Origin of the sequence: Rhodohalobacter sp., from assembly GCF_034521535.1 — a bacterium.
Taxonomy (GTDB): Bacteria; Bacteroidota; Rhodothermia; order Balneolales; family Balneolaceae; genus Rhodohalobacter.
In genome coordinates this window covers 344,122-370,061 of the sequence record NZ_JAXHMF010000001.1, presented here as the reverse complement: position 1 = coordinate 370,061, position 25,940 = coordinate 344,122, and the positions used below count along the sequence as shown (strand labels likewise).

The window sequence follows — 25,940 nt, the reverse complement described above, 5'->3', positions numbered from 1 at the left end:
CCGATTACCCAGGTAATACAACACAGCTGATCCGGATGGTAAATCCTTAATACAAATTTCTACTTGTACTAATCTGTACGAACCTCAATTGCCACTTCATCTCAAAATATTAGTTAACAGTTTAGCAAATGCGAGGCAATAACTCGCCCGTTGCCTGGGCCAACACTCTCCTGCCTCCGATAGCACTGTGGAGTACAACCTTACCCGGATGATCCTCTGTAACTTTGCCGATCGCGACTGCACTTGAACCATATTCCCATTTTCGTATCAGTTCAATACACTCTTCTGCGATTTCTGCATCCACAATAGCGACAAATAGTCCCTCATTGGCAACATAAAGAGGGTCCAAACCTAACATTTCGCATGCACCGGCCACTTCATCCTCTACCGGCAGCACCTTTTCATTTAGCTGAATGCCCTTACCTGTTTGTTCTGCAATTTCATTCAATACGTTTGCAACGCCACCCCGGGTCGGATCGCGCATCAGGTGGATTTGGCTGCCAAAAGTATCGATCAGTTCAAGACAAATCCGGTGTAACGGACGGGTATCGCTATTTAATTTTGTCTCAAACTCCAATCCGTTTCGTTTGCTCATGATCGTGATACCATGCCGAGCCATGGATCCGCTTAGCAATACTGCATCACCCTTTTTGATCCGGCTCATTCCCATTTTCGACTTCGAGTGCATCTCTCCTATACCTGTTGTATTGATAAATATCTGATCCCCTTTTCCTTTCTCTACGACTTTGGTATCACCCGTAATAATTTTGACATCTGCTTCTTCACATGCATCTCGAATGGAGTGTAGAATCTGCTGAAAAAGTTTCATCTCCAATCCCTCTTCAAGAATAAATGAGAGTGACAAATATTGTGGCTTAGCTCCGCTTACTGCAAGATCATTGACCGTTCCATTCACTGCCAGATCGCCAATAGTTCCTCCCGGAAAAATTAACGGAGATACCACAAATGTATCCGTACTGAACGCTGTCTTTCCATTCAGTTGAATAGTTGCAGCATCTCCCTGTTCACGCAGCCATTCATTATCCAGCAGAGAAAACACGCCGCTTTTCAGTAAATTTTGGGTCAGTTTTCCACCGCCTCCGTGTCCAATAGTAATGGAATCAAACTCATTGACAGGAGCAGGACAGTTCAGCTCTACTTTTACAGATTTATTCATAGACTTTACTCTGTTGATTCCTGGGTTGCATAATTATAATAAGCTGCACAAGCACCCTCACTGCTAACCATTGGTGCTCCAAGCGGTTTTTCAGGTGTACACCCTTTGCCAAAATGGGGACACTCATGTGGTTTTATTTTCCCTTTCATTACATCCCCCGACAGACATCCGCTATCTTCAGAAATTCTCTCTTTCAGTGGCCCAAATTTAAGTGTGGCATCATAATCCCTATATTTTTGAGCCAAAAAAAGGCCGCTCATTGGTATTTCACCGATTCCACGCCACTCCCGGTCACGATATTCAAACACGGATTTCACCAGATCAACAGCTTGCCGGTTACCGTCTTTTCCCACAACTCTTTTATACTGATTTTCCAGCCTGTATTCTCCATTCTCAAGCTGAGATACCACCATGTAAATTCCTTCAAGCAGATCCACCGGTTCAAAACCTGTAACAACAATGGGCATTTTCCATTTTTCAACCAGTGGCACGTACTCACTCAAACCCATCACCGTGCAAACATGTCCGGCAGCCAGAAAACCATCCACTTTTGTATCCGGATCCGACATGATTGCTTCCATCGCCGGAGGCACCATTACGTGGGCACTCAAAACAGTGTAGTTTTTCAATTTTTGTCTGTACGCCTGCTCCACAGATAGCGCATTGGCAGGAGCCGTTGTTTCAAAGCCTACCGCAAAAAAGACGACCTCCCTGTTCGGGTTTTGTCGTGCAATAGAGACCGCTTCAAGCGGAGAATAGAGAATTCTGATGTCGCCACCCTTGGCACGGGCTTGCTGCAGGCTGAGTGTGCTTCCGGGAACCCGTAGCATATCTCCATATGAGCATAAAATCACATCATGTTCCAGAGCAAGTTCTACAGCTTTATCAATCAATGAAACGGGTGTGACACATACCGGGCACCCGGGTCCATGAATCATTCGGATTTGGTCGGGCAACATCTGAAGCAATCCATGGCGGACAAGGCCGTGGGTTTGTCCGCCACAAACTTCCATTATATTCCATGGCTTCGTTACACACTTTCTGATCTTATTAAGAAGTGTTCGTACAATTTCTTCGTCACGGAATTCTGACAGGTATTTCATATTACTCTCCGTAACCGCCCGGCTCAGGGTTTAACTCATCCAGCTCACCCATTTCCTTGAGATACCTCAGGGTTTCGATGGCTTCGTTCTCATCAACCTTGCTTAATGCCACTCCAACATGTACAAGTACATAATCATCTACCCCAATTTCGGGCAAAAAGCAAAAATTCACTTCCCTGATGATACCACCGAAGGAGACTTTACCGGGCCGGTTTGTAGGATCTTCGGTAGTTTGCAGTTCAACAACTTTACCCGGGATGGCAAGACACATTAGCTGACCTCTCGTTTGAAATTTATCGGTTTGAAATCTTTTTTATTCCGTTTGGCGCAAGTTTAACTTTTCAGTTCGATAACTGCATTGATCAGGTAATTCCTAACATTGCAGTAAAAACCGTCAACTCTTGTTGAAATGAAATAACCCTCTATTTTATATTCTTTTCTCTTTGAATCTGTTCTATATATTAATAATACAAAAAAATGGTTGGTATTCATCAGCAATCACAGGCTTATGTAATATATTCGGGCTGAATGTCCACAACTGTTCCTGTTTTTTTGAGCTGTAATTTTAGTTGTTAAAACAATCTATCAGAATTCGAAATCATGATTCCCGAAACTCTCAAAAACCGTTTATCTGAAGATTATGATATTGAAATCCTAAATGTCAGGGCAGTTTCGGGTGGCAGCATCAACCGGGCGGCGAAGATCTCCACAAACCGGGGTGATCTGTTTCTGAAGTGGAACAACAGTGCGCCGGACGATTTTTTTGAAAAAGAGGCGGCAGGACTAAAACTTTTGGGTTCAGCCGGAACCGCACTTCGTATTCCAAAGGTACTTTCATCAGGTAAACCTGAAAACGGCATGCCCGGCTATCTTTTGATGGAATTTATCGAAGAAGGACGAAACGGCGACTCATTTGAATTCGGCCGTAACCTTTCAAAATTGCACCAAACCGGCACCGATCAGTTCGGACTTGAAACCGATAACTATATCGGGAGCCTGCCCCAAAGCAATCGCCGGCATGATGAGTGGACCGACTTCTTTGTGGAAGAGCGGATCAACCCGCAAATTGAAATGGCTGTGGATTCAGGCAAACTCAACAGCGGTATTCTTCAAAACTGGGATCGACTTGCAGGGAAACTGAATGAAATCTTCCCGCCGGCTAAACCCTCTCTTCTTCACGGCGACCTCTGGGGAGGGAACTACCTGTTTGATTCATCCGGGAGCGCCGTGCTGATCGATCCCGCGGTCTACTACGGTCACCCCGAAATGGACCTTGCGTTCACCAAAATGTTCGGCGGATTCTCACGCGAGTTTTATAAGGGATATCAATCAGAAACTCCACTCGAGCACGATTTTTCAGAACGCGTGCCCATCTACAACCTCTATCCGCTGCTGGTGCACGTAAATCTCTTTGGCGGACACTATATCTCGCAGTTCAACTCAACTCTTGGAAAATTTTAGACTTTGGATTGCATGCCGCAGTTTAGAATCTCCCCGCTTTAGGGTATGTGAGATAAAATGCCATGGCACATCTTTTAACGAAAACAAAACACCGAATTTAAACGGAACCCCCTTTTTTCCGTGTTTCCGTGGCAACCAATATTGGATGGTAATTTGCTAAACCATTCACTTCAACAGTTTTTCAACTCTTCCACCGGACCCTCCCTCTTCTTCCTAAAGAAATCGAAATCAACTCAAAGGATTAATAAACTTATGTTGATCTGATTTTTTGATTAATATTTTAAGCAACCCAGCCCTTTCGCTCTCAAAACCGGGGAGAATTTGCGAAGAAAAAATAACGCACACCTCAATATTGCTTACCAAATTTGGAAATTGACTCAAAGTAAAAGCGCTTTTCTAACTTGTATTATTTATTAAGGAATTATTTGATTATTAATTAAAAAAATAATTGACAAAAGCATTTCTTACGATCAATTTAAGTCAAACCAATAATCAAACCAACGCTGCACCTTATGAACACACTTACAAAACTAACACTTTTACTGTTTGCTCTTCTCATGCTGACCGGATATTCCGGAGTCATCACCCCGGCTCATGCCGGCCCCCTAACGGAGGCGAGTGACTCCATCGTTTCGGCGGTAACTGTTGACGTTGCACAGGAAGGGACATACACCACGCTGGAAGAATTCCAGGAATCACCGCACTACATTAAATTTATAATTGACAACCTCTGGATTCTGATTGCAACATTTCTTGTCCTGCTGATGCACCTTGGTTTTGCATCTGTGGAAAGCGGATTAACCCAATCCAAGAACTCCGTAAATGTTATTTATAAAAATGTATTTATTCTCTGTACCGGTGTTTTGATCTACGCTTTTGTAGGATTTCAGATTATGTATCCCGGCGAGTTTAACGGGATTCTCGGATTTGGCGGATTCGGCATTGGCTACGATCCATCCGATGCTGTTGGAATGCTAACACCCGCCTATGGTGCAGAAATGACGATCTGGACCGATTTTATTTTCCAGGCAATGTTTGCCGCTACGGCCGCCACCATTGTATCGGGTTGCGTAACCGGCCGCATCAAACTCTCATCGTTTATGCTTTTCGGTGTGTTGCTGCTTGCAATCGCATATCCTATTACCGGCAGCTGGGTATGGGGCGGAGGCTGGTTGGCCGAACTCGGCTTTTATGATTTTGCCGGTTCAACACTGGTTCACGGAGTTGGCGGTATTGCCGGTTTGGCCTGTGTAATTTTACTTGGAGCGCGCACCGGTAAATTTAAAGACGGGAAAGTGTTTGCCATCCCTGCACACAACATTCCCCTGGCAACGGTAGGAGTCTTTCTGCTTTGGGTTGGATGGTTTGGCTTTAACGGCGGCTCCGTATTAAGTGCCGATCCGGCAGGAGTTTCATACGTGTTTGTAACAACAGCGCTTGCGGCGTGCGCCGGAGCCCTGGGGTCAATGGTCACCACTCAGGTTGTCATGAAAACTCTGGACGCCCCTATGGCTTTGAACGGCATCCTCGCAGGACTGGTGGGTATAACAGCAGGCGCTGATGTAATTTCAGTTTCCGGTGCGGTATTTGTCGGAGCCTTTGCCGGTGTGCTGGTCGTTCTTTCAATCCTGATGTTCGATAAGCTGAAAATTGATGATCCGGTAGGCGCCATCTCCGTTCACGGTGTATGCGGTATCTGGGGAACTCTTGCGGTCGGCATTTTTACCGATGTCAGTCTTTGGGTTCAGCTAATCGGAGTCATTGCAATTTTATCCGCTACTTTTATTTTCTCGCTGACGGTATTCGGGCTTATCAAGGCAGTATGGGGTGTGAGAGTATCGCCTGAAGTGGAGTCGGACGGACTGGATATTTCCGAACATGGCAACAACGCTTATCCTGATTTTTCACCTGTAAGATCGTCCGAACTAGGAGCCTACACAGCTTAACTAACTATCAATCAATCATTCAAAAAAAGAAGGAGTCAGTGTAACCCGCCGTTACCTGCTCCTTCACTTTATCCAAACTACGACAGATCACTAAAATGCACCACTATGAAAACCAAATCAAAAGCATTCGCACTCCTTTTAGCCGGTTCGCTGTTTTTCGCTGCCGACGCCTATTCACAACTCAGTTTCGGCACGGAAGTTTATAACCGGTACGTATGGCGTGGAGCCGATTTCGGCAATTCACCCAGTATCCAGCCCGATATCAATTACACCGCCGGAAATTTTGAAATTGGCACCTGGGCTGCATTTGCCACCACAGGTAATCCCGCCGGCACGGAAGTTGATTTCTACTCCTCTTATACATTCGTTACGGATGCCGGTGATGTTTCTCTGTCCGTTACCGATTATACCTTCCCGGACGATCCGATCAACAATTACTTCAGCAACGAATCTCATTTTATCGAGATTGGTGCAGGTTATGCAGGAACCGAATCGTTCCCGATCACTGTTTTTACCGGGGTGTTCGTAACCAATGATGATGACTACTCGGTTTATACGGAACTGGGATATGAAGTTGGAGAGATTACCTTATTCATGGGTTTTACCCCCTCCGAATCCCAACTTTACGGAACCACCGGTGCAGGGATTATCAATACCGGTTTTTCGGTTTCCAGAGATGTCCAAATCACCGAAATGTTCTCCCTCGGTCTTAACGGCAGCGTGATTGCAAATCCCTATTCCGATAATCTCTTTTTTCTGATTGGTTTGGGATTCTGAAATGCATCTAACCCGCAAAATCCTCTCTACTTCACGGCGATCTCCGGCATGAAACCTATCTGTTTAATTCATCCGGAAAACATCATCATCTACTGCGGCCACCCGAAAATAAACCTCTCTTACACCAACATGTTTGACGGATTTTAAGAGGAGTATAAATCATAAACTCCTCTCAGTTCCATGATTTCAAAGCAAGTAGCCATCTGCAATCTCTAATCTCACCTAGTTCACCTAAACCATTTAATAATAACTTTAGTGATGGAAATGCATAGAAGGCAATAAATGAAGACGATCACTTTTATGATCAGATAAAAATCAGATTCAAATAGTAACTCAGATTTTTTAAAAAAGAGAGAATGAACCCTCCGGCCTTGATTGGTGGAGGAGTGGCATGGTTTGCATCATAGCGCGGGAAAAATCACAATATCGGCTCCCTTGGGAGCAATCGATGTTGTGTAACCGCGCGGGCAAACCGGGCCCGGAAGCAATCACAGACGGGAGTTTTTGAATACTTTTGGCGGCCCAAAAGTATTAAGGAAGAGTTAAATACGTGGATATTCAAAAAAACAATTTTAATGATTTTAAGAATCAAAGGGTAATATTCACTCTTAAGAGTGAGGACTTTACATAGACAACTTTTTTAAGTGGAAATTGGGGTTTTCGAAGTTTTTGCCTAGTCTTAAAACAGTCCATATCAATCGCTAAATCTGCCTGAAAATGCCACACATCAAAACTGTTTCTTACGATGAAGCCGATCCTGAACTGAAAGAAGTCTATGATGACATCATCAAATCGCGGGGAAAGCTGGCTGAAGTTCATAAGATCCAGAGTCTGAATCCGGAAGCACTGGTAGCCCACATGGAACTCTACATGGCAACCATGTTTGGCAAATCACCGCTGAAAAGATATCAGCGTGAGATGATGGCTGTGGTTGTTTCGGCTACGAACCGCTGCAACTACTGTATTGAGCATCATGAACAGGCGCTTCTCGCCTATTGGAAGGATGAGAATAAAACGGAACTGTTGAAGCACGACAGAGCCAATCTTGACCTGTCAAAAACCGATCGGCAGCTCTGCAATCTCGCTGAGAATTTGACCGTCAATGAAGGCCCGGACTATGCACAATATGTGCAGCAGCTTAAAGATACAGGCCTGGATGATCGCGCCGTTCTGGATGCGGTTCAGGTGATCGCCTATTTTAATTTTGTAAACCGGATGGTGCTCGGGCTGGGCGTTGTGTTTGATGAGTCTGAGAAGAAGGGATACAACTACTAAAATTTCATTTGAGCGCAATGAATGATCTGAAATCACCACAGAAAATTATCAGCCTGGTGCCGTCACTTACCGAGCTTCTGTTTGACCTCGGGCTGGAGAATCAAGTCACCGGACGAACGCGGTTTTGCATTCATCCGGAAGGGAAAGTGGATCAGGTTGAAATTATGGGCGGCACCAAAAATCCGCGGATCGATAAAATCCGGGAAGCTGAACCCGATCTGATCATCGTGAATAAAGAGGAGAACCGGAAAGAGGATGTCGAAGCGTTGCAGAAAGATTTCGACGTGATGGTAACTGACATCAACACCATAGAAGATGCTCTGTTGACGATTCATGATATCGGAAAACGGTGCGGTGTAAATGAAGCTGCTGAAGAGCTGGCCTCTGCAATCCGAAAAGAGTACGAAAGTGCACCCGATGAACCCCAACTCACCGCTGCCTACATGATCTGGCGCGATCCGTGGATGACCGTCGGCAGTGATACATATATCCATTCCGTCCTCTCCCACTGGAAGTTGAAAAATGTGTTTGAGAATCAGACGAGATATCCCAAAACCACTCTTGATGAGCTATCCAATAAAAATCCCGATATCATCCTTCTCAGCAGTGAACCTTATCCTTTTAAGGAGAAACACATCAAAGACGTGGAAAAGGCCTGCCCCGATTGTCGCGTGTTGCTTGTTGACGGCGAGTGGTTTAGCTGGTACGGCTCGCGCATGCTTCCGTCTTTCAGAAATTTGAATAGTTTTCGGAAGGCAATCAGTTAAATTATCGCCAGTTCGAGATAAGGAACTGACGCCAAAAAAGTCCCCCTTCGAAGAGGCTGTGAGTAAATAAGTTGTCAATTATTGGTAAAGTTAAATTTTTTAAGGTTGATGGTTTTATTGTGAAACTCCCCTCCATATCAAGTCCCGCAGGGCGCGATAGGGAGGGGACGGGGAGTTACCCATGTAATTTCGAAAAAGTTCGATAAATTCAACTTAAATTCTGTTAATTTTCAATTTAATTCTGATGAACTCTTTAATATTCGCCCATAAAATTTTAGGTGCTTCAAAAAATACTATGAAAACTAATTTTATGGGTAATGTCAGGGGACGGGGGTGGGTCAGAAAGACTGGATCTCAAAAAATGGTTTGAATCTTAAATTATTAACGTACAATTTCTTTGGAAATCAATTTTCTCACAGCCCCTTCGAAGGGGGAAGAGTCCCGAAAGCTGGCGGGGCGAGGGGGATGACCTGATTTATTAATGTTTAGCTTGACGGCGTACGCGCAGGCGTTTTTTTGCAGCGGAGCTGCTTGCTTGTCGTCCCGGAGCAGAGCACCGGGACGAGGAGTGTCCGCCTGCACCGAGACTTCGGTGGCCAGAATCAACTACTTTTCATCCTCCATTATCCTTCGCCAGCCGGCGGAAAACAATTTTTAGCAAATTCTTATATCGAAATCACGTTAGGTTAATGTATCAAAACACCGCCGGTTTTCGTTATCTTGCCGTTATGATCAAATCTACGTGTTCAACTCTACTGCTTATTTTAGGTTTATTTGCCGGGATAGCCAACGCTCAGACATCGGATCAAGTCACTCCAGAGGAGCGCGCTCAGGCTATGGAATATTTCATTCAGGGTATCACCGATTTCGAAAATGAGGACTACGAACAGTCGCTGGATAATCTTACCGCTGCACACCTGAAATTGTCCGACAATCCCGGTATCAACTATGCGCTCTCCGATGTATACCTGGCGATGGAAGATTACAGCAATGCCTCCTACTACGCCCAGATAGCGGCCGCCAGTGAACCGGAGAATCGCTGGTATCAGCTGCAGCTTGCAGAAATTTATCGGCAGTCCGGACGCTACGAAGCGATCATTGATGTATTCGATACCATTCTGAACTATCATCCGGACGACGTTGATGTCCTTTTTATGAAATCCCAGGCCTATGTTGAGTTTGGCCAGCTTGAAAAATCAAATGAAACACTCGACAAACTGATTGAACTTCGCGGCAGTGAATTTGAATTCCACCTTCGAAAGTTTCAGAATTTCAACGCCATGCAGCAACAGGAGAAGGCTTTGAAGCAGCTTGAAATTATGCGTGAGCTGAACCCGGGCAACCTCTCCACACTCCACTCTATCAGCCAATACTATCTTGAATTGAATGATGAAGAGATGGCGCGCGAAACACTTTTAGACGCGCGGGAACGCAATCCCAGAGATCCGCAGACGCTCATTCTCCTGGCTGAGATTTTTATCAATAACGAGGAGTGGGAAAATCTTGGAGAAACATTTCTCAGCATGATTGAAGATCCGCTTCTCTACCCTACGCAGAAAATGGAACTGGTTCAGTTTCTCTATGCTCAACACCAACAGCGCCCTGATGAAGAGATACTGGTCAATCAGACCGAAAAAGCGATACTATCCTTCAGCCGAAATGAGCCCGAATATGGCCCGGCTCAACTGATTGCCTCCGAGTTTTTTATTCAGCAAAACAAACCGGAGCTTGCTTTAGAAACCCTGGAACGGGCATCGGAAGCTGCACCTGAAGAATCCGATGTGTGGAGTCAACGCCTGCAGATTCTGTTTTCGCAGCAGCGCTATGAGGAAGTAATCGGCCTGAGTGAAAAAGCCCGGGAATTTGCACCGAATAACGCATTTGTCCTCTTTTTTACGGGAGCCTCTTACATGATGGGCGATCAATATGAGAAAGCTGCTGAACTGCTGGAAGAGGCCTCCAATGCTCCGGCGCGGAGAAATTTCAGATCTATTATTTACGGTACGCTGGGTGATGTAATGCAGGAGCTGGATAGATGGGATCAGTCAGCAGACGCCTATAATATGGCCCTTCGGCTGGATCGCAACAATCACAACGCACTCAACAATTACGCCTATTTTCTGTCTGATCGTGACGAAAGACTGGACGAAGCCCTTGAAATGGCGGAGCGCGCTATCTCCATAGAAGCTGAAAATGCCGCTTACCTGGATACCATCGGCTGGATCCATTTTAAGATGGGGAACTATGAAGATGCTCGCACGTATATACAAAAAGCTATTGACACCGGAGATGCCAGCGCCGAGGTTTATGAACACCTGGGTGATGTTTACAGAGAACTGGGAGATGAGGAAAATGCCAAACTCTGGTGGAACAGAGCACTCGAACTGGATCCGGATCGAGACCACTTGAAAGAACGGATTGACTAATCCATCAATTTATGACACTTTCTCTCTCATAAGTGCATATCATCTACTGAATGAAAATTTTAAAAACAATACCACAGCTTTCGACGGTTTTAGCCTTGGTGATAACCGTCATCATACTTGCTTCCTGCAGCAGTTCTGAGCGGCTTTTATCTGTTGAGGATATGGAACCGGCTTCCATTTCTAATCAGGAGTTGATGGATTTAGTCCCGGACTACTCTGAAGACCTGGAAACACTGAAAGGTAACGGCAGGGCCATTGTAAGCGAGCCCGGCGGAAGTGACCGGGTTACTCTTCAGTTTCAGTCTGACCGCGAAAAAAGCCTGATCACAATAAGAACAAGCATCGGAATTGAGGGCGGACAAATTCTGGTAGACTCCGATTCGCTGCTGATCTACAACCGGGTGGATAAATACGCTGAAAAAGTATCCCTGCAGCAGAGCAATCTGACCAGCATCGGATCCCTCGCCTCATTGAATATGCTCGACATGTTCAACTTCACCATGGAGGAAGATGACATTCGCGGTATTTTTGAAAATGACGAGTACTATGTTGCCGTACTGAATAATCGCACACAGGTAACTCTTTCCAAAAAAGACGGGCTGATTCAGAACGTTATTCAATCCGGAGGCGAAGCGGCCTACAGCCGAATAGATTATGAAGGTTACGCTCAAATTGAGGGCTTTTATCTACCGCGTAAAATCACCATTTTAAGCAGTGACGGTTCATCTCAGGCAACGTTTTTGGTTCAGCGCCTTGAGGTTAACAATACGTTACCGCCCATGGAGATTTCCATTCCTGAAAACATTCCAATTTACAGGATATGAACGTTCGCTACGCTATCATTTTATTTTTGATCTTATCCCTCTGTTTTGGAGTGAATGATCTGTTTGCCCAGGACAGCTCTTACGAGGAGCAGCGCAATGAAATTGTACAGCAGCAAAACTCCACAAGAAATCAGATTGAGACGCTGCAGGAGCAGATCGAAAATTACAATGAGCGTCTCGGCTATGCCACTGAGCGGTATGATGAGATGTTCAGGCAGTACCAGGAGATGGAACGTGTGATTGCACTTCAGCAGGAGAATATCCGGCAAATGAATCGGGAACAGGAACAGATTTCTGCAGAAATTAGGCTTATTGAGCAGAATATCGCCCGGCTTCAGGAAAAGCTTGAAACGCTGATTGAGGAGTACAAAGAGACTCTCACGTTTCTATACAAAAACGGTCGCACCACAGAGATTGCGCTACTTATGAGTGCAGGATCATTTAACCAGCTTCTGATTCGATCCTACTACCTTGGAAAGTTTGATGAGTATCAGTCGGAACAAGCTGATCAAATCAAAAAGGCACAAAGCGAGTACGAAGCATCCATTGCTGACCTTGAAGAGACCCGGGAGAAAAATCAGGAGGCGCTGGCATCCATACGTGAGGAGACAGAACAGCTTCAACAGCGCCGGGAAATGCAGGAGAGAAATGTGCAGCTGCTTCGGCGGGATCGCGATAATTTACAGGAACAGCTCGAAATTCATCAGCGGCAGCTAAACGAGCTCACCCAGGTTTTAGAAAATCTTGTGGCAGAAGAGGAGCGAATTCAACGCGAGGAAGAAGAAAGAAGACGACGTCTGGCTGAAGCCTCTGAAATTGAGGATGAAGATGAACGCCGGGCAGCCGAAGAGCGATTTTCAAGGCCAATTTTACGTGAAAGCGGAATCACCAATGAGGAGCTTCTCGCCTTTGAAAACAGTTTTGAAGAAAACCGTGGTCAGCTTCCCTGGCCTGTGGATAACGGAACCATTACGCAGAAATTCGGAATTCGCACACACCCGGTTTTTAATACACGCACCAACTACCCAGGAATTGAAATCGCCGCCGTTCCCGGCTCTACCGTTCGTTCAGTAAATGACGGTTATGTATTTGGAATCCAGAATTTTCTGGGTTTTGGAGATGTGGTCATGGTTCATCACGGCACCTACAAAACCATGTATGGCAACATGAGCGAGGTTTTTGTCAGAAAAAATCAGGTGCTGCAGAAAGGTGACGTCGTCGGTCTCTCCGGAGACGAAGACTCTGCCAACGGAGAAGTGATCATTTTCATGATTGCAGAAGGCAGTGAGTATATCGACCCTCAGCGATGGCTGCAATCCACCCCGGTGCCTTAGTTCTTCTTATGTCATGAGTCTTTACTCAGATACCTTATGCTTATCTGTTTTCCCAGCCCGCCTGCTTCCTAAAAGTTCATTTTTGGGTATTCAATATCATTTGGGTAACTCACGTTAAATCTGAAAAGAATATTTTTAGTTACTGATGAACCTTTTATCGTTTCAAATCAGTTCTTAACAAAATAGGCCTGCTTATTTGTCTGAGCCTACAAGAAGTATATATTCCCGTACAAAGATTCAACTTTAACAATCTATTATCCAAGCCTGTGCAAACATTCGATTTCCCAAAAATTCAAAAACAGCGGTTCGGGTTCTATGCAATTTTCACCCTCGCTATTCTTCTCTCAGGATGTAAAGACTCCGGAACTGAGGCTGTCGTTGATGATCAGGATCGAATGGTTGATTTAGAGTTAATAGAGTGTGATAACGGAATGGCTGCCACCTTTCCATGCAATAATGTTGGCCTTTATTCCGTGTTGACCCCGGAGGAGCTTCTCTCGAAATCTTCCGGAGACCTCGAACCCCGGCTGAACGATATTTGGGGATGGATAGATCCGGTGACCGAAAAAGAGTATGCGCTGGTAGGATTGAGCGACGGGATTTCAATTGTAGATGTTACAGATCCGGAAAAACCGGTTGTGATGGCCAAGTTGCTCGATAATATCAGCGCCGGAAAACAGAAAACGGCAGTGCAGCGCTTTCCCTGGTTATTCAACCATGATGAAGAGGACGGGTTTAAAGAAGCTTCCATTTGGCGCGACATAAAAGTGTACCAAAATACTCTATATATGGTGAGTGAAGAAGATAATGCGGGCCTTCAGGTGTTTGACCTTACCCGGATCCGGGATATACAATCACCACCCGCCATGCTAACAGAGGATACTCGCTACACAAAGTTTGGCAATGCTCACAATATTGCCATAAATGAAGAAACCGGGTTCGCCTACGTTGTCGGTTCCACATCTGGTGAGACTTGTGCTGAAAGAGGAGGTTTGCACATGATCTCACTTTCCGAAAATCCATTAAATCCTCAATATGCAGGCTGCTATTTTGAAGAGGAGGCGGGCGGATGGACCATAAACGGATACATCCACGACACTCAATGTGTGGTTTATGAAGGACCTGACTTAAAGCACTCAGGCAGAGAGATCTGTTTCTCCTCCAGTGAAACAACGTTTAGCATTACCGATGTAGACGACAAAAATAATCCATTCACAATATTCAACTCCACATATGATGGCAATGCCTATTCACACCAGGGATGGCTCACAGAAGATCATCGCTACTTTATTATGAATGATGAGGTGGACGAACTCACCACAGGAAATAACACAAGAACCTTTGTATGGGACGTCCGGAATCTGGAGAGTGCCGAGATGATTGGGTTTTATGAGCATGCAACACAGGCGGTCGACCACAATCTCTATATCAACAACGATATTATGTACCAGGCCAATTACACGGCAGGATTGCGTGTACTGGATGTTTCAAACCCTTTACCGGAGGCGATCCAGGAGATCGGTTTCTTCAATACCACCCCTAACAATAACCGGGCTGAGTTTGAAGGCTTGTGGTCGGTCTACCCCTGGCTATCGGGAGATAAAGTTATTGTGAGTGATATTCGTAACGGGCTTTTTATCCTAAAGGTTGATGGGAAAAACTAAATTCAGATTCAAGCCCTAACTTTCAGATCATTTCATATTCACAAACTGCAGCGGAATTCCGAAATTTTTTGACTTCATAAGACGAATAACCTCTTGAAGATCATCAATCTTCTTGCCTGACACTCTCACCTGATCTTCCTGAATAGCCGGCTGAACCTTCAGCTTCAGATTTTTGATCTCCTTCACAATTTTCTTGGCTGTTTCCCGATCAATCCCCTCCTTGATTGTAGCACTCATCTTGACGTGACCCTGAGAGGTTCCCTCTTCAGATCCAAATTCCAACGCCTTCGGTTCCAAACCTCGTTTTATGAAATGCTTGATCAGCATCTCCTTCACCGCATTCAGTTTCATACTCTCCGCGGCAACAATATCTATCCGGTTCTCCTTTTTTTCAAACTCCACCTCGGTATGCAGTCCTCTGAAATCGTATCGGGTTGATACTTCCTTCATTGTATTATTTACAGCGTTATCCACTTCCTGCGCATTTATTTCATTTACTATATCAAACGATGCCATATCAATATTTTTTCAATTCAGATTATTGGGTCTCATTTAGTCTATATGCCTGAAACCTCAAAATTCATGATTATAAGCTTTTTAAATAACTTACATCAACTATTTGTATGCTTGTAATGTACTGCCTTTGTACATTTTTTATGTATTTTATTAAGGATAAATAGTTTTGGGTACGTTTTACAGTTGTGTTATGAAGATATATCTGTTGTTCTTGTTGTTCTTCCAGAGTGCATTTTCTGAAGATTCGGTTAATAACGACTATACCGGTCTTACCTATACACCCGAGGAGGTTTCCATTAGTGAAGGAGTGTCCGTAGCTATCCATCCTGAGGATGGAAGCATATATCTCTATTTCAGAGAAAACGGCAACATACTGCAGTTTTCAGAGTCGGGTCAGGTTGACACTCTTGGTACGTTTACAGTAGAATTTAACAAGAGACAAATCATAGACGTGCACCCCAATGGAAACGAGCTGCTTTTTTGGGATTCCGGTTTGGGCAGAGTTCACTCATTCGATTTAAACACACTGGAATTTACAAGGCTTGACGAATCCCATAACCATATGAACCAATTTGGCCATGCCGCGACTTTGGATGAAATGGGGAATATTTACGCAATGGGCGGATATGGCTACTGGGAGTTTAAAAATCAGCTTATCTACTATTCTCAGAATGACAAACAGTGGCAACTGCATTCAAAACCAGACCCGGAGATTGTGCCAAAAAACAGCGGCGGCCGACTTTTTCGGACACACAGTACATTTTACTATTTCGTAAAGCCGACTCGCTCCAATACTCTACATAGTTTTGCTTACAAGTACCTTCCCGAAGAGAATGAATGGGTTTCAGATCATCAGCTTAACCGGTTATTTTCGCAGAATTTTCTAAGTTTTGGAGGTTCTCACTCTGTATATGCACAAACTTCTACGTACGCCATCGATCGTGGCCGAAACTTGATTGGTTTACTTTATTCCCGTAATCAATCTGATTATGCTTATATAGTTGATTTAGAAGAGAAACAGACATATAGGTTTGATCTCTCTCAACTCAATATTTACAATTCCAAGAATCTGTTCTATGTGCCCGGCAAAGATCACTGGGTCATTTTGGGTCACCCGTTTTCTACAAACCGGCGGGACCAATTAATTTTACGGACATTTGAATTTGATTTATCACATCCCGCGCTGTCCGTTGTGCAGTTCCAGGAGGAAGAGGGTTTTAAAACAATAATGATTCTGGGTACTTTTGGCGGTCTATTTCTGATCATTATTGGGTGGTTTGTTTACCGTAATATTCTTTCAAACGGTGATAGGGGCGAATCTGAAAAACGATCAAAGTCATCTCCATACATCATGGAAATTTCTAAAGACGATGAAGAGGAATTGACTGTTTATTTTGAAGACAAAAATTTCAGCCACTCCGGTGACGTCTACCTGTCAAGAATGTTTGAAGTTATTTACCAGATGAAACGGGAAGGCATATCCGAAATACTCATTTCAGACCTGGATCAAAAGCTCTTTTCTGAAAACACACATTCGTCCTATAAATCCAGAACACGCCGGAAAGTTATACAGGTCATTAACAGCGAGAGTGATTACGAAATTATTGAAGAAAAGAAGAGTCAGACCGATAAAAGAATAAAAGTTATCGATGTAAATCTTGACAAAATAAAAATCAACCCCCAGGTTTCATAAACGGCATTTAGTCAACTAACTATCAACTATCCGTTAACTAAAAGTATTATATTATTTCCCAAATAGGCGGTATTATGTCAATGGATTGAGAACACACAGCTTATCCGTTCAGATTAAAGCTGTCGATTGTTGAAAGAACTTGAGAACTAACAACAAGTACGAACACATACTTGAACCGTACAATGGCTGACCCCGTTGTGCGGTTTTTTTATTTATACTCTTAAGACAAGAGCAGTTTTAGTAACCCCCACTTTTTTGTGAAATTTTTTTGGCATCCACGATTACTGAAAAATTTTACAAAGACATTTCATTGTTTTTGAACTCTATCCTCTTGATCAAAAATATCCAAAACAATGATTTTATTGGGAAAAAGAAAAATTACCATCCCAAATACAATATAAAATTAGGTTGATACGGGGATTAGTACTTTACGGTTCACAAATCTATAGAACCGGGTAAATAAAGTCTGATTTATTTCACAAGAACTTTTTTAGCGCTTATAGCGTTTATTTTCTATAATAGAATAATTGCTATTAATTAAGATTACCGGAATGGAACACAGAATAGACTCATCTGAATTTAAAGATTCTGAAATCGAAGCGATTTTAGATCTAATACGACGAAAGAAACCGGCATTGGTTGACCCTGAAGGGAATCGCACTGAACTGCCAGAACCCCTTTTTAAGATGCTTGTTCATATTGTGGAACAGATGAAGCAAGGCCGCGCTATTATCATGATGCCGGAAGATGAGACGTTTACAACTCAGGCTGCTGCCAATTTCCTTGGCGTATCTCGTCAACATCTTGTAAATCTGTTGGAAGACGGGGAAATACCCCATCACAAAGTGGGAAGTCATCGCCGAGTCTATTTCCGGGATTTAAAAGCATACGCCGACAAAAGAGATGCCGTACGTAGAAAAACAATGGATGAATTATTTGACGAAGTAACAAAAGCCGGTAAATACTCAAGCGAATCAATGGGAGATGAACGCTGATTACAAAGCCTTACTTGATGCTAATGTTTTAGCTAATTATGCAGTTTGTGACTTCTATTTAAGACTCTCGGAAAAACCTCGCTTACTTTTGCCTAAATGGACAGAACAAATTTTAGACGAAGTGCACAGGACACATGTTCAACAATTAGGCTGGGATTTACAACTCGCTGACAGTTTCCGAAATGCAGTCACAAAATCATTTCCTGAGGCATTCATCAGTGGCTATGAAGATCTTATACCGCTTATGACAAATGATAAAAAGGATAGACACGTACTGGCTGCTGCAGTGCGAGAAAAACTGGATATAATCATTACTTTTAATCTAAAAGATTTCAAATCTAATGATCTCGATAAATGGGGAGTTAAAGCAATGCATCCGCAAGATTACTTACTAACATTATACTCAATGAATCCACAAGTAGTCATTATGAAACTAAATCAGATTGCTTATTAAAAGGAAGAAGAGCTTGAAGATACCATCCTTGGGTTTGGATCGTCACTACCTGCTTTTTCAACAAGGTTACTAGAAGATATGGGTGTTTAAGGTTTGATCGACTCCACCCGTTAAACTCTTCTTATATTCTCTCTACTAATTAAAATACGAGTGCAATGAAAAATATGATTATTAAGACGAAGCACTAAGATTAGCAGTAAGAACCAGAAATCATGGAGCACAACATTTTTTAAACTGCCAACAATCTACTCTGTAAATTTTCATTGTGTTTCGCATCTATTTACTCCTAATTTTCGTGTCTACAAAATCGGGACGTGGCTCAGTTCGGTAGAGCACTCGGCTGGGGGTCGAGGGGTCGCAGGTTCAAATCCTGTCGTCCCGACAACAAAAAGCTCATTGCATATTGCGGTGGGCTTTTTCTTTTTCAACACCCGGTTTAATCAACCCAATTCCTGTTTTCCCTTTGCGGAGGCATGCTCCGCGGTTCAAATCCTGTCGTCCCGACTTAACAATAAAGCTCACTGCATATCGCAGTGGGCTTATTGTCTTTGTCAACAACCGGTTTAATCGAACCATCACATTTGAGAGCATGCTGGTTCAAACCTGAGATACATAAACGGGAAGGCATGGCTTACCAGACCGGTTTAATCAACCCAATTCCTGTCATCCTTTGCGGAGGCATGCTCCGCGGTCAAATCCTGTCGTCCACAACGATAGCTCACTGCATTTGCAGGAGTTCTTCTTCAACAACCGGTTCAATCAACTCAATTTCTGTTTTCCCTTTGCGGAGGCATACTCGCGGTTTCCCTAATTCCGGGTCAAACGATTCAAATCAGCTTCTAATAACAACAGAAAGGTTTTATCTCCCCAAACAACTCTATTCTATAAAAACCATTTCAACTCATCTCACGATTCAAAAAGTTCATCCTGCCTAAATTGAAATAATTTTCTCATATTGGGAAAATTTCAATTCAGACAGACACTATGATTCGAACCGGACTCTTTTTAATTACTATCCTGTTGCTTCTCTCTTCTTGCTCGCCTGACCCTCAGCAGTCGGCAGAAAATCCATTTGACGGCCCCAATCCCTGGCCGGATATCCGCAAAGAACGAATTCAAACGCTGCTTCCACAGGCCATGCAGCGTGCCGATATTGACACCTGGGTCATTTTATGCCGGTCGAACAACAACGATCCGCTTGCCCGGCACATCGGCTGTGAAAATGCCATAGCTCCTGCCGTATTTATTTTTGAACTGGAAGAAGAAACTGTACGCTCAACTGTATTCACACCTCCGGGCGAAGCCACAGCTTTGCGGGAAATCGCTCTCCACGACAGTATCTCCGTTGTGGACCGAAGTCCCGGAGCCATGGTTGAAGCAGCCAATTATCTAAACAACACACATCGCGGTCGGCTTGCACTCAATTTTAGTGAAACGAACGAAATTGCTGACGGTTTAAGCTATTCACAGTATCAACGGTTTACAGACCTACTCATCCAGCCGGTTATCAACCAAATTGTCTCCTCTGAAAACCTGGTCTTTGAATGGTTATCGGTGAAAACTCCGGCTGAAGTTGACATTCTTCGTAAAGCAGCCGAGCTGACGGCGGAATGGGAAGTTGAAGCCTATCAGCAGGTGATTCCAAACGAGACGACGGATAAGGATATCGCTGACTTCCTAAAAGCTAAGATGCGGGAATATGGAGTAACAGATGCATGGTCGCCGGATCAAAATCCTGCGGTTAACTCCGGGCCAGATCGGGGACACTCTCATCCGACAGAAAAAATCATACGTCCGGGCGATGTCATTCAGATCGACTTTGGTATCAAGGTTTATGACATGTGGGTGACCGACATCCAGCGTTTTGCATACATTTTACACCCCGATGAAACCGAACCGCCGGCTGAAATTCAACGATATTGGAACGTGGCCAGAGATGCCAATCGCATGGTTCTGGAAGTGATGCAGCCCGGAATTACGGGATTAGAGGTAGACCGGGTTCAGCGCAACTGGCTGGCTGAAAACGGTTCTATGAATGTGATGTGGAATACCGGACATCCGGTCGGATATGTTGCTCATGATGTAGGTCCAAGTCTTGGCGGGGCTCAGGAAGGACGAGAACCTAGCTCTACAGCATTTGAGCCGCTTCGCGTGGGTAATGTGTTTGCTTACGACGGTTTCTACATGTGGGAGATTGAGGGCGGAACGAAAACGATCTCCGTAGAAGAGATGGCCGTCGTCACAGAAAACGGAGCCAACTATTTAACGGAGCCGCAGGAAGAGCTGATCTTGATCTCTTCGGATTAGTGAGCTTTTTAAATCGGTGAATCGGTCGTTCGCCCATCGTTATTCGTCAATCAGAAAAAGATGAACTGCGAATCACCGAACGACCGAACTGCGATGGACGATCTTGATACAACCAAGACATGGTATTTGTATCAGATTTCAATCTTAAATTCTCATACAACGGGTCAGCGACCCGTTGTACGTTGAATTTCTACTCTCTTTCTGCGGGTACCAGAAGAACCGGAATTTTACTCTGCCGGGTTACCTGATTACTTACCCCGCCAATAAAGAATCTTTCCACAAAGCCTTTACCCTGGCTACCCATAATCATCATCGTGGCTTTGTTATCTTCAGCCGCTGAAACAATCTCTTTCGCCGGCGTTCCAAATGTGATATAGATCTGGGCATTTTCCCGGGTATTGTCGGATAGCTGATCCCGCATTTCATCTAAAATCTGCTCTGTCTGTTTGGTCAGCTCATCACGGCTAACCGGATCTTTCAGAGCGATGGCGTGATGTCCCTGAACGTGAACCAGGGAGAGTTTCTTGATCAACCCCTCTCTGTCAAGGTTTTTAATCACTTCAAACGCACGGTAGGCGTTTTCGGAAAAGTCCGTCGGATGCATTACATGATCCAGAGACTTCTCATGAGCCTGACCCAGAACAAGTTTTCGCTTCTCCACATCATCATCATACCACTCCACTTCCATGTTAATCAGGTAGACCGGCAGGTCGGATCGGTGCAGAACTTCCGTAGCCGTACTTCCCATCAGCATCTCCTGCACTTTACTGTGGCCCCGGTTACCGATCACAACAAAATCAGCATCTCTTTCCTTTGCCGACTCCAGTACCTCGGTTGGCGGGTAAAAGTGCACGCCGCTTCGGATATCAATTTCAACCGTCAGGTCTTCCGCTTCAAGCTGCTTTTTGTACCCTTCCAATGCTTCGCGATGCTCTTCGGTATTCACCTCTGTACGCTTGGTGCTGTATGGTATCGGAACCACATTGACCAGCGTTACTTTTTTCATTCCAAATTTTTTCAAGTGAGGAACGCAACTCACAACCAGGTCACTGGCTTCTGAAAGGTCAAGCGCTACTACGGCATGTTTAAATAGTATAGACATATGATCTCCTCTTTATTTAGAACTAAACTCCTACTCTTTTCCTACTCTAATTTAAGTTAATTAAAACCTTCTGCTTTTGTTATAGGGGTTTCCACGATTCTTTATACCCCACCAATATCACCAATTGTAGGTCCAGTCAACCTCAGCTTTCACGGCCATTTTACCTTCCGAACCGTGAATCCGAAGTGCTGTTTTGGTATTATCAATGCTTTTCCCGCAGATCGTAATCTGTTCACCCAGGTAAACAGGGCCAACATTTTCATACTTGATTTCTGAAATGACTTTTCCATCCGCTTTTGATGTAAATGCGTCGATCATCAAAAGAACCAAAAATGGCGAATGAACGAGCACATTGGGATACCCCTCCATCTCACGTGCGTAATCCTGATCGTAATGAATTCTGTGACTGTTAAACGTTAACGCAGAATATCTAAAGAGCTGAATTGAACTGGGCTTGGTGGATTTACGCCACTCGGGATCGATATCCAGCGGCTGTGTACGAATGGGATGCGCCCCTTTCTCACTCTCTTCCCTATACACCAACGTCTGCTCTTCATCAATGGCTACGGCACCGCGTGCGCTTACCTGATGGCGAATGGTTACAAAACAGAGTTGCCCGGATTTGCCCTCTTTTTCATCAATTTTGGTAATCGTTGATTTTTTGTCTGCAGGCACACCTGATTTCAGAGGCTTTTTGAACTTGATCGTGCCACCTGCCCACATTCTGCGCGGCAGTTCAACCGGTGGAAGAAAGTCGCTGTTTCGTTCATGTCCGTTGATTCCCAAATCCATCTGGGGAATGGGCGGGTTAAAATAGATCCAATGTCCGCAGGGTGAAATCTCCGAACCGTCACTTACCGATTCAGGATCGCCGTTCATCAGCGCCTCAAACTTCTGAAGCTGCTCCGGTGCCATCGAATCTGAAATATCGAATGTATGTCCAATCCATTTACTTAAATCCATCAGCTGAACTCCTTTTTAATTTTTTCATCGTGTTCCCCCAACGCCGGGATGGCGCCAAAATCTGATTCAAACCCTGCAAAACGAGCCGGCCTGTCAGCCATTTTAATCAATTCTCCGTTCATCTCCACTTCAGTTAACCGCAATTGTGGATGTTCGGCAAACTGTTGAAGAGTGTTCAGGTTCGCAAAAGCTATTTGGTGTTTTTTCAGTAGCTGAACCACTTTTTCATGACTAAGTTGTCCAATCTGATTTTGAATCAGTTCATTTAAAAGAGCAACGTTCTTAACCCTCGAAGAGTTGTTTTTAAACCGCTCATCCGAATGATCAATATCAGAATTGAGTACGCCATCGCAAAACCTTTCCCACTCTCTTTCATTCTGAATGCCAATCATCACATCCCGGTTGTCCGCGGTCTTAAACGGTCCGTAAGGAGCAATTTCTGCGTGATACACACCTTTTCGCTTGGGAGTTCTCCCGGCATATTTTTGATGAAACCACGGCACCATCATCCAGTCGGCAAGCGAATCAAACATGGAGACTTTTATCGAAACCCCGGCTCCGGATTGTCCCCTCTGAATCAACGCTTCCAGTATTGCCGAATAGGCGTGCATGCCCGTACTGATATCGGCAATGGATATTCCCACTTTTGCCCGCATCTCGCCGTCGCCGGTCACATCAATCAGGCCCGACTCAGCCTGAACAAGGTTGTCGTACGCTTTCATTTCTGCATATTCACCCTCTTCCCCATATCCGCTGATATCGCAGGTAATCAATTTTGGATATTTTTCACGGAGTGATTCGCTTCCAAATCCCAGTTTCTTCATAGCGCCGGGCTTAAGGTTTTGAATCAGCACATCTGTACTTTCAACAAGGTTTGAAAAGAGCTCCTTTCCTTCCTTTGACTTTAAATTGATCCGAACCGACTCCTTACCGCGGTTCACCCACGCAAAATAGGTGCTTTCCCCCTTTACAGATGTATCGTAGTCCCTGGCAAAATCACCCGATTCGCGCTCAACTTTAATCACCCGTGCTCCTGCATCGGCCAGGCGACAGCTTGCAAGCGGAGCCGAAAGAGCCTGTTCAACAGAAACGACCGTAACACCTTTAAGCGGCTGGAATTTCATGAAATAACACTCACATTTTTCATTCAGATATAAAAAAAGCCGAACTCCCAAGTAGAAGCCGGCTCTTTCAAATTCAGATTATTGATCTTGTTTCGGACCTTCTTCCTGTCCGCTTCCCTGCGCCTGTGATTGATTAACAAACTGCAGCTGGTTGCTGAGTGAGGTCTGAAGCTCTTCCACATCATCCTCGCTGAGTACTTCAGAGATCTGTTCCACTCCTACTTTTTTCAGAAGGTTGAATATCATTCTGTTGAACAGCATCTGATGAGCTGCTGAGGAGAGCTGCATCAGTTGTTCCTGAGGCACCTGCGCTCCCTGAAGCTTGATTTTGTTAAAAATCGGCTCGAGCAGTTTCTCAATATTTTTATTGAGCTGCTTTTCAAGTTCCTTCGCGTCTTTATTCTCTTTGCTGGTTACTTCCTTTCCTGAAGGATCTACAATTTTCATAAAATGATTTTTTTCGGTTTACATTCTGTTTCTTATTACAACACAAAGGATAAGCATATCAATCCAAAATGGCGATTTTGATTCTTTATATTATAAAACCTCCAAGGTTTCCAAAACCTTGGAGGTTTAGTGGTTTTTTTTGAACTCTTGGAGGGTTTTTCAGAAATCCCTACTATCAAAAACTATCATCTTCATACATAACGCCAAAATCATCGCATGGACAGCCGTTTTCAGCACTACTTTGATCGAGCCCTCCCATATATTAGCAAATGGTGGTTTTCGGTGGTATGCATTCCATTCTGCTGGGTTCTGGCTGAACAGCACTGGATGGCTCTCAATTGGGAGATCTCTTTTGCCTGGCGATATCCCTATCCTTTTTTCCTCTTTCCCTTCTTCTTTTTCATCGATTGGTTTCTGCTGATTGTCCACGAGGCCGGACATACATTCTTTGGATTTTTTGGCAGCCGATTTTTCACCATACTCGGAGGGACACTTTTACAGATACTGCTTCCCTTTGTCATTTTCCTCTACGGATGGTGGAACCGTCAGCACTTCGTAGCTCAGCTGGGATTGCTTCTGACTGCATTCTCATGGATTGAATCCTCAGCATACGCGGCCGACGCTGTTGCCCGGCGAATGCCGCTGATCGGGAACCTGCCCTCCTCCGCTCACGATTACTATAATATGTTCAGCATGAAAGGAGTACTCGCCAATCATATGACCTACGCCTGGGGGATGTACTGGATTGGAATCATCACCATCATTCTCTTTTTGATTTATCCCCTCTACAAAAGAGAAGAGGTTGAGTATGTGGATTTGGAGATAGAGCTTTGAGCCAAAAACCTCCAAGGTTTTGGAAACCTTGGATGGTTAGATATTAGCAGTCTAATCTGTATCTTGATTGATTAGCTTATCAGGAAAACTATGCTGTCCTAAAGAGATAGCTCATAAATAACCTGGATGATGCCTGCTACCACAAGGCGGTAGCGAAAGTAAGCTGACAACCCTGAAAGGGTTGCATATGAATAGCCACGGGTGCAACCCGTGGTAAGGCGCCAGTGAAAGAGTCAAACCCTGAAAGGGTTTAATAAAAGGTGTCAGAGCAAATATCGATCGTCATATTCAATCTTATGCTCATTTAAAAGGTTGATCAACTCTTCCCGATAACTCACTTTTTTATGATGTTCCTCCTGATTCTTCACATACTCAATTAAATTATCTACTGCATCTACTTTATAAGTAAATGCCGCATAGCCGGACTGCCAACCTTCAAATCCTGCAAATAGATTTTCCCTTTGAATAAAGTTACCGCTTGAAACCTTTACGTCCTTTACCAAACCTGCTACGGACTGCGTTGGGTGAATATGTGTTATGATATGAAGATGATCTTTAACTCCATTTATTCTGTATAGATGACAGTTTTTATTCTTCAAAACGCCCCAAATATATTTGAATAAATCATCTCTTTTTTCCTTTTCAAGCACCGGCCTCCGATTCTTTGTGCTGAAGACAATCTGATATGTTAATTGTGTATACGTACTCAAAACTCCTCCCCATTTATATTTATCATGTTTTGGTGCAACCC

At 44.2% G+C, this 25,940-nt stretch carries 23 protein-coding genes and 1 tRNA gene; 15 read left to right on the top strand and 9 right to left on the bottom strand.

All coding sequences use genetic code 11. From position 1 onward, the window contains the following. Nucleotides 1-121: 121 nt before the first annotated feature. Genes hypE through U5K35_RS01630 form a run of 3 tightly spaced genes read right to left on the bottom strand, consistent with a single transcriptional unit; the run spans nucleotide 122 to nucleotide 2,551 of the window. Nucleotides 122-1,177, bottom strand: a complete 1,056-nt coding sequence (gene hypE, locus U5K35_RS01640) for a hydrogenase expression/formation protein HypE (protein ID WP_322569731.1) — start codon at nucleotides 1,175-1,177, stop codon at nucleotides 122-124. Between the two features lie 5 nt (nucleotides 1,178-1,182). Continuing rightward, nucleotides 1,183-2,280 carry a hydrogenase formation protein HypD gene (gene hypD, locus U5K35_RS01635; protein WP_322569730.1) on the bottom strand — a complete coding sequence of 366 codons (1,098 nt, stop codon included), beginning with the start codon at nucleotides 2,278-2,280 and terminating at the stop codon, nucleotides 1,183-1,185. Nucleotide 2,281: 1 nt separating this feature from the next. Continuing rightward, a complete protein-coding gene (locus U5K35_RS01630; RefSeq protein ID WP_322569729.1) occupies nucleotides 2,282-2,551 on the bottom strand; it encodes a HypC/HybG/HupF family hydrogenase formation chaperone in 270 nt (89 codons plus the stop codon). Between the two features lie 329 nt (nucleotides 2,552-2,880). Between U5K35_RS01630 and U5K35_RS01625 the strand changes: the two genes are divergently transcribed. The 9 genes from U5K35_RS01625 (at nucleotide 2,881) to U5K35_RS01585 (ending at nucleotide 14,754) form a co-directional block, all read left to right on the top strand. Then, nucleotides 2,881-3,741 (top strand): fructosamine kinase family protein, encoded by an 861-nt coding sequence (locus tag U5K35_RS01625; protein ID WP_322569728.1) that lies wholly within the window; start codon nucleotides 2,881-2,883, stop codon nucleotides 3,739-3,741. Nucleotides 3,742-4,253: 512 nt separating this feature from the next. Continuing rightward, entirely contained in the window at nucleotides 4,254-5,687 is a 1,434-nt protein-coding gene (locus U5K35_RS01620) for an ammonium transporter (RefSeq protein ID WP_322569727.1), read from the top strand. 105 nt (nucleotides 5,688-5,792) lie between these two features. Beyond that, the gene (locus U5K35_RS01615; protein ID WP_322569726.1) at nucleotides 5,793-6,464 is read left to right on the top strand and encodes a hypothetical protein; all 672 of its coding nucleotides are present in this window, start codon (nucleotides 5,793-5,795) and stop codon (nucleotides 6,462-6,464) included. Between the two features lie 717 nt (nucleotides 6,465-7,181). Further along, nucleotides 7,182-7,739 (top strand): peroxidase-related enzyme, encoded by a 558-nt coding sequence (locus U5K35_RS01610; RefSeq protein ID WP_322569725.1) that lies wholly within the window; start codon nucleotides 7,182-7,184, stop codon nucleotides 7,737-7,739. Nucleotides 7,740-7,756: 17 nt separating this feature from the next. Further along, nucleotides 7,757-8,506 (top strand): helical backbone metal receptor, encoded by a 750-nt coding sequence (locus U5K35_RS01605; protein ID WP_322569724.1) that lies wholly within the window; start codon nucleotides 7,757-7,759, stop codon nucleotides 8,504-8,506. A gap of 689 nt (nucleotides 8,507-9,195) precedes the next feature. Further along, a complete protein-coding gene (locus tag U5K35_RS01600) occupies nucleotides 9,196-10,932 on the top strand; it encodes a tetratricopeptide repeat protein (RefSeq protein WP_322569723.1) in 1,737 nt (578 codons plus the stop codon). 50 nt (nucleotides 10,933-10,982) lie between these two features. Next, the gene (locus U5K35_RS01595; protein ID WP_322569722.1) at nucleotides 10,983-11,756 is read left to right on the top strand and encodes a DUF4292 domain-containing protein; all 774 of its coding nucleotides are present in this window, start codon (nucleotides 10,983-10,985) and stop codon (nucleotides 11,754-11,756) included. Further along, nucleotides 11,753-13,090, top strand: coding sequence for a murein hydrolase activator EnvC family protein (locus U5K35_RS01590; protein WP_322569721.1), 1,338 nt, complete (start codon nucleotides 11,753-11,755; stop codon nucleotides 13,088-13,090). The genes U5K35_RS01595 and U5K35_RS01590 overlap by 4 nt, the downstream gene beginning before the upstream one ends. Nucleotides 13,091-13,356: 266 nt before the next feature. After that, entirely contained in the window at nucleotides 13,357-14,754 is a 1,398-nt protein-coding gene (locus U5K35_RS01585; RefSeq protein ID WP_322569720.1) for a choice-of-anchor B family protein, read from the top strand. 27 nt (nucleotides 14,755-14,781) lie between these two features. On the opposite strand, the gene U5K35_RS01580 is transcribed toward U5K35_RS01585, so the two are convergent. Continuing rightward, on the bottom strand, nucleotides 14,782-15,270 hold the full coding sequence (locus U5K35_RS01580) for a YajQ family cyclic di-GMP-binding protein (RefSeq protein ID WP_322569719.1): 489 nt from the start codon (nucleotides 15,268-15,270) through the stop codon (nucleotides 14,782-14,784). A 190-nt stretch (nucleotides 15,271-15,460) separates the two neighbouring features. On the opposite strand from U5K35_RS01580, the gene U5K35_RS01575 reads away from it, so the two are divergent. The 5 genes from U5K35_RS01575 (at nucleotide 15,461) to U5K35_RS01555 (ending at nucleotide 20,719) form a co-directional block, all read left to right on the top strand. After that, nucleotides 15,461-16,963, top strand: a complete 1,503-nt coding sequence (locus tag U5K35_RS01575) for a hypothetical protein (protein ID WP_322569718.1) — start codon at nucleotides 15,461-15,463, stop codon at nucleotides 16,961-16,963. Nucleotides 16,964-17,514: 551 nt separating this feature from the next. After that, nucleotides 17,515-17,958, top strand: a complete 444-nt coding sequence (locus U5K35_RS01570) for an excisionase family DNA-binding protein (protein WP_322569717.1) — start codon at nucleotides 17,515-17,517, stop codon at nucleotides 17,956-17,958. Continuing rightward, nucleotides 17,948-18,412: a hypothetical protein gene (locus tag U5K35_RS01565; protein ID WP_322569716.1), complete on the top strand. Its 465-nt coding sequence runs from the start codon at nucleotides 17,948-17,950 to the stop codon at nucleotides 18,410-18,412. Before U5K35_RS01570 ends, U5K35_RS01565 begins: the two co-directional genes overlap by 11 nt. Nucleotides 18,413-18,720: 308 nt before the next feature. Further along, nucleotides 18,721-18,794: transfer RNA gene (locus tag U5K35_RS01560), tRNA-Pro, on the top strand. 602 nt (nucleotides 18,795-19,396) lie between these two features. Beyond that, complete coding sequence (locus U5K35_RS01555; RefSeq protein WP_322569715.1) at nucleotides 19,397-20,719, top strand: M24 family metallopeptidase; 1,323 nt, start codon at nucleotides 19,397-19,399, stop codon at nucleotides 20,717-20,719. Nucleotides 20,720-20,909: 190 nt separating this feature from the next. On the opposite strand, the gene U5K35_RS01550 is transcribed toward U5K35_RS01555, so the two are convergent. The 4 genes from U5K35_RS01550 to U5K35_RS01535 form a co-directional block, all read right to left on the bottom strand. Continuing rightward, a complete protein-coding gene (locus tag U5K35_RS01550; protein WP_322569714.1) occupies nucleotides 20,910-21,821 on the bottom strand; it encodes a universal stress protein in 912 nt (303 codons plus the stop codon). Nucleotides 21,822-21,938: 117 nt separating this feature from the next. Continuing rightward, complete coding sequence (locus U5K35_RS01545; protein ID WP_322569713.1) at nucleotides 21,939-22,784, bottom strand: FAS1-like dehydratase domain-containing protein; 846 nt, start codon at nucleotides 22,782-22,784, stop codon at nucleotides 21,939-21,941. Next, nucleotides 22,784-23,908, bottom strand: a complete 1,125-nt coding sequence (locus U5K35_RS01540) for a CaiB/BaiF CoA-transferase family protein (RefSeq protein WP_322569712.1) — start codon at nucleotides 23,906-23,908, stop codon at nucleotides 22,784-22,786. The genes U5K35_RS01545 and U5K35_RS01540 overlap by 1 nt, the downstream gene beginning before the upstream one ends. A 78-nt stretch (nucleotides 23,909-23,986) precedes the next feature. After that, nucleotides 23,987-24,355, bottom strand: coding sequence for a hypothetical protein (locus U5K35_RS01535; protein ID WP_322569711.1), 369 nt, complete (start codon nucleotides 24,353-24,355; stop codon nucleotides 23,987-23,989). A 216-nt stretch (nucleotides 24,356-24,571) separates the two neighbouring features. Here U5K35_RS01535 and U5K35_RS01530 point away from each other — a divergent pair, with 216 nt between their 5' ends. Beyond that, on the top strand, nucleotides 24,572-25,189 hold the full coding sequence (locus U5K35_RS01530) for a hypothetical protein (protein ID WP_322569710.1): 618 nt from the start codon (nucleotides 24,572-24,574) through the stop codon (nucleotides 25,187-25,189). Nucleotides 25,190-25,452: 263 nt separating this feature from the next. Here U5K35_RS01530 and tnpA read toward each other — a convergent pair whose 3' ends face one another. Beyond that, nucleotides 25,453-25,899: an IS200/IS605 family transposase gene (gene tnpA, locus U5K35_RS01525; protein WP_322569709.1), complete on the bottom strand. Its 447-nt coding sequence runs from the start codon at nucleotides 25,897-25,899 to the stop codon at nucleotides 25,453-25,455. Nucleotides 25,900-25,940: the final 41 nt, after the last annotated feature.